Origin of the sequence: Micromonospora sp. NPDC005172 (genome assembly GCF_040608555.1) — a bacterium.
In the GTDB taxonomy this organism is placed as follows: Bacteria; Actinomycetota; Actinomycetes; order Mycobacteriales; family Micromonosporaceae; genus Micromonospora.
Genome location: NZ_JBEXIL010000107.1, coordinates 1 through 4,941, shown reverse-complemented (window position 1 = coordinate 4,941; position 4,941 = coordinate 1). Strand labels below are relative to the sequence as shown.

Here is a 4,941-nt window from a genome sequence, read left to right as displayed (position 1 = left end):
CCCCCCTCCCCCTCCGCCTCCCCCTGAGAACCGAGCGCTGATCATGAAGTTATTGCCTCGACACGCCGAGCGGTCGGGCAATAACTTCATGATCAACGCGGTCAGCGGCGGTCAACAGGGACCAGCGGCGGTCAGCGGCGGTCAGCGGCGGTCGGCGGGGTTTGTCACCAGTTGGTGGAGCCGGGGACCTTGGGCCAGGGCTTCGACTCGGGCTTGATGAGGTAGGCGACGCCGCCGGAGCCGCCGGAGATTCCGCCGCTGGCGTTGGTGCGCTTGGTGCGCAGCCAGATCTGCTCGAACTGGGTGCGCTTGTAGACGTTGCGGACGACGTCGTTGCTGGACGAGGCCGGGTCGTTGACGATCACGTCGCCGTCGGCGGTGAAGCCGACCACCACGAACAGGTGCCCGGAGGTGCCGTAGTTCGCTCCGTCCAGCTCGCTGGCCAGGAAGGACTGGCTGGTCACCACGGGAATGCCGGCGGCGATGAAGCGTTCCAGTTCGTCCAGTGAGTGCAGCCGGGTGACCCGCCCCTCCAGGCCCGGGAAGCTGGCCGCGTACGCGGTGTTGAACGGCCAGTTGCCCGCGCCGTCGTACGCGTAGTCGAAGGTCATCCGGGCGGCGTGGTTGACGGTCGGGTCGGGGTAGGTCGGGTCCACCCAGGAGGTGTCGACTGCGGACGGCTTGCGCCCCCAGTACTCGACGACCATCTCGGTGGAGGTGGGCGAACACCAGGCCTCACCACCGCCGTCGTACTCGGGATAGTGCCCCTTGTGGACGTTCTGCGAGTAGCGGGGCACCGGCAGCTCGACGCCCCAGGCGATGTGCCCGGCGCTCGGTGGGACGGTGAACCGGTCCGGCACGGTGGAGCTCATCGCGCCGAGCATCCGCACCACCGGGGCGGCGGTCTGCCCGGGTGCCCGGTAGAGGGTCAGCCGCAACTGGTACGACCGCAGCAGCACCCCGGCGTCGGCGTCGTCGATGCTGAAGGTGTCGGTCCAGATCGTCGACCAGGGGTCGCCCTGCCCGTCGACGCTGGTCCGCTTGATGTCGGTGTCGCCGGAGGCCCAGCGGCCCAGGACGTACCAGGGGGTCTGGTCGCCGTTGGTGTAGCCGCCCTGCATCTCGACCTGGATCCAGGTGCCGGCGGGGGTCTGGGCGTTCCAGGAGGCGATCAGCTCGGTGGCGTCGAACCCGATCCGGGTCACGGGTGAGGTCCAGGTGCCGTACTCCCAGGTGCGGGTGGCGCCGGTGTGCGGGTCGGCGTACTCGGTGGTGCCGGCCGGTCGGCCCAGGGTGACGCCGGCGTGCGGGCCGGGCGCGACGCGGGTGCCGGCCTGGCTGCCGTGGTGCCAGTCGGCGGGTCCGGACCAGTCCTGGAAGGTGATCTGCTCGTCGTGGGCGGGGGAGGCCGGCCGGGCCGCCGCGGCGGGGGCCGTGGTGGCGAACAGGGTGAGCGCGCTGACGCCGGCGAGGGCGGCCGCGTGCAGGCGGGAGGGGGCCATGGGTGCTCCGCGGTGTCGAGTGGGGGCATCGTCGCTGGTCAGTTTTCCGCTTGCAAGGAAGTTTCGCCAGATGTTCAGCGGTAGAAAATCATTGCCGCCGCGATGGTCAACCTGGGATGGATTTCACGGCGATCAATATTGAGATGACCATGTGACTGATGGTGAAGTGTGCATCACCGAGCGGGATCTTCCGCCCTCTGAGGAGGTAGTCCATGGCCCTCCGCCCACCTCACTCTCTCCGCCGCGTCCTGGTGCTCGCCGTCGTCACCGGACTGGGAATCGTCACCGTCGCCGCCGGACCGGTCGCCGCCCGACCGGCGCCGGACCGGACCGCCGAGTCGGCCGCCGCCGGCTACCGGGTGCTCGGGCCCCGAACCCTCGCCGACCGCAACGCGGTGGCCCGCACCGGGGCCGCCATCGACTACTCCGAGCACGGGGTGCTGCACGTCTCGGCCACCGCCGGTGAGGCTGCCGCCATCGGCAAGCTCGGCTTCCGGCTGGAGCCGCTCGCCCCACCGCCCAACGCCGAGCGTGGTGCCGGCGAGGTGGGCACTCTGGCGTTCCCGCCCGCCGACTCCAACTACCACGACTACGCGGAACTGACCGCCGTCGTGAACCAGGTGGTCGCCGACCACCCGGCGATCGCCCGCAAGATCAGCATCGGTTCGTCGTACGAGGGCCGCGACCTGATGGCCGTGAAGATCTCGGACAACGTCGGCACCGACGAGAGCGAGCCGGAGATCCTGTTCAACTCCCAACAGCACGCCCGCGAGCACCTGACCGTCGAGATGGCGATCTACCTGCTCAACCTGTTCACCGACAGCTACGGCAGCGACTCCCGGATCACCAGCATCGTCAACAGCCGGGAGATCTGGATCGTGCCGACCGTCAACCCGGACGGCAGCGAGTACGACATCGCCACCGGGTCGTACCGGTCCTGGCGTAAGAACCGCCAGCCCAACAGCGGCTCGTCAAACGTCGGCACCGACCTGAACCGTAACTGGGGCTACAACTGGGGCTGCTGCGGCGGCTCCTCCGGGTCGACGTCGTCGGAGACCTACCGTGGCCCGTCCGCCTTCTCGGCGCCCGAGACACAGGCGCTGCGCAACTTCGTCAACAGCCGTGTCGTCGGCGGCACCCAGCAGATCAAAGCCAACATCGACTTCCACACCTACTCGGAGCTGGTGCTCTGGCCGTACGGCTACACCACCGCGAACACCGCCACCGGGATGAGCGCCGACCAGTACAACACCTTCGCCACCATCGGCCAGCAGATGGCGGCCACCAACAACTACACCCCGGAGCAGTCCAGCGACCTGTACATCACCGACGGGGACAGCCTCGACTGGATGTGGGCCACCCACAACATCTGGGCGTACACCTTCGAGATGTACCCCGGCTCGTCCGGCGGCGGCGGCTTCTACCCGCCCGACGAGGTGATCACCGCACAGACCACTCGTAACCGCGAGGCCGTTCTCCTGCTCAGCGAGTACGCGGACTGCCCGTACCGGGCCATCGGCAAGCAGTCGCAGTACTGCGGCGGTGGTGGCGGCACCACGGTCTGGTCGGACACCTTCGAGACCGCCACCGGCTGGACGACCAACCCGTCCGGCACCGACACCGCGACGCTCGGGGCGTTCGAGGTGGGTGCCGCCCAGGCGACCACCTCCTCCGGAGCGAAGCAGCTCACCCCGTACGCCGGCTCCAACGATCTGGTCACCGGCCGGCTCGCCGGGTCGGCGGCCGGTGACTACGACGTCGACGGCGGCGTGACCAGCGCCCGGTCGCCGGCGGTGACCCTGCCGTCGTCCGGCACGCTGACCCTCTCGCTGGCCTGGTATTTGGCGCACGGCTCGAACGCCTCGTCGGCCGACTACCTGCGGGTGAGCGTGGTGCACAACGGCGGCACCACGGCGCTGCTCACCCAGGCAGGTGCGGCCACCAACCGCAACGGGAGTTGGACGGTGGCGAGCCTCAACCTCACCCCGTACGCCGGGCAGTCCGTGCGCATCCTGGTCGAGGCGGCGGACGCCTCCGGCGCGAGTCTGGTGGAAGCGGCTGTGGACAACGTCACCATCACGGCCTCCTGAGCGGGTGGGGCCCCGTACCGCCCCTGCGGGGCCCCACCACCCGCTCCTGAGCCTGCGCTACCGTCTTACCGACCACTCCGCAGCGAAGCCGGTGTGAAACCGGCGCTGTCCCGCAACTGTGATGCCCCGCCCGACGGTGGGGACGAGCCAGGTCGCCTGCGGCGGGGTCGCGACACGCGCTCTCGAGGAAGGGCGCCTCGTGGGCGGGCGTACGGAAGTCCTGTCGGCGAAGCACCACACTCCTCGACCGACAGGAGGCCCCATGTTCAGACGTACCCCTCGGCTGTTCGCCGCGACCCTCGCGGTCGCCGCGCTCGCCCTCGGCGCCTGCGCCGAGAAGACCGACGACAAGCCGGCCGCCGGCACCGCGGCCGCCAGCTACCCGGTGACGGTCGGCGCGCTGACCCTGGACAAACGTCCCGAGAAGATCGTGTCGCTGTCGCCCACCGCCACCGAGATGCTCTTCGCGATCGGCGCGGGCCCGCAGGTGAGTGCCGTCGACGACCAGTCCAACTATCCGGCCGACGCGCCCAAGACCGACCTGTCCGGCTTCCAGCCGAACGCCGAGGCGATCGCCGGCAAGAACCCCGACCTGGTGGTGCTCTCCAACGACACCAACAAGATCGTCGACCAGCTCGGCAAGCTGAAGATCCCGGTGTACCTGACGCCGGCGGCGACCACCCTCGACGACTCGTACCGGCAGATCACCGACCTGGGCACCCTGACCGGGCACGCCGACCAGGCCGCCGACGTCGCCAAGCGGATGAAGGACGACATCGCCAAGCTGGTCAAGGACCTGCCGCAGCGCACCGAGAAGCTCACCTACTACCACGAGCTGGGCCCGGAGCTGTACAGCGCGACGAGCAAGACCTTCATCGGCTCGATCTACAGCCTCGTCGGCCTGACCAACATCGCCGACCCGGCGGACGCCGACGGCAAGAACGGCGGCTACCCGCAGCTGTCGCAGGAGGTCATCGTCAAGGCCGACCCGGACTTCGTCTTCCTCGCCGACTCCAAGTGCTGCCAGCAGAACGCCGACTCGGTCAAGGCCCGCAGCGGCTGGGCCGGGCTCACCGCCGTGAAGAACAACCAGGTCGTCGCGCTGGACGACGACGTCGCCTCCCGCTGGGGCCCGCGCGTCGTGGACCTGCTCCGGGTGATCATCGACGCGGTCGCCAAGGTGCCCGCGTGACCGACCTCCGTCGGTGACCGGGACGCCGCCGGTGGCCACCCCGACACCCGACATCCCGCCGGCGCGTGGGTGATGTCCCTTCCGGCGAACTCGATGCTGCCGCTCGTCGGTTCCAGCAGCCGCACCAGCATCCGGCCGGTGGTCGTCTTACCGCAGC

3 protein-coding genes and 1 riboswitch are annotated in these 4,941 nt (G+C 69.6%); of the genes, 2 read left to right on the top strand and 1 reads right to left on the bottom strand.

Features of this window, described 5'->3' with window-relative positions:
- Positions 1-164: 164 nt before the first annotated feature.
- Positions 165-1,502 (bottom strand): C39 family peptidase, encoded by a 1,338-nt coding sequence (locus tag ABZV06_RS31885; protein ID WP_355235727.1) that lies wholly within the window; start codon positions 1,500-1,502, stop codon positions 165-167.
- Positions 1,503-1,714: 212 nt separating this feature from the next.
- On the opposite strand from ABZV06_RS31885, the gene ABZV06_RS31880 reads away from it, so the two are divergent.
- Both ABZV06_RS31880 and ABZV06_RS31875 read left to right on the top strand, forming a co-directional pair.
- Positions 1,715-3,592 (top strand): M14 family metallopeptidase, encoded by a 1,878-nt coding sequence (locus tag ABZV06_RS31880; protein WP_355625967.1) that lies wholly within the window; start codon positions 1,715-1,717, stop codon positions 3,590-3,592.
- 87 nt (positions 3,593-3,679) lie between these two features.
- Positions 3,680-3,744: riboswitch (cobalamin riboswitch) on the top strand.
- Between the two features lie 110 nt (positions 3,745-3,854).
- Positions 3,855-4,784 (top strand): ABC transporter substrate-binding protein, encoded by a 930-nt coding sequence (locus tag ABZV06_RS31875; protein WP_355625965.1) that lies wholly within the window; start codon positions 3,855-3,857, stop codon positions 4,782-4,784.
- The last annotated feature ends 157 nt before the right edge of the window (positions 4,785-4,941 follow it).

Coding starts and splice junctions, on each gene's coding strand:
- ABZV06_RS31880 (WP_355625967.1), top strand. CDS start 1,715: ATGGCCCTCCGCCCACCTCACTCTCTCCGCCGCGTCCTGGTGCTCGCC.
- ABZV06_RS31875 (WP_355625965.1), top strand. CDS start 3,855: ATGTTCAGACGTACCCCTCGGCTGTTCGCCGCGACCCTCGCGGTCGCC.
- ABZV06_RS31885 (WP_355235727.1), bottom strand. CDS start 1,502: ATGGCCCCCTCCCGCCTGCACGCGGCCGCCCTCGCCGGCGTCAGCGCG.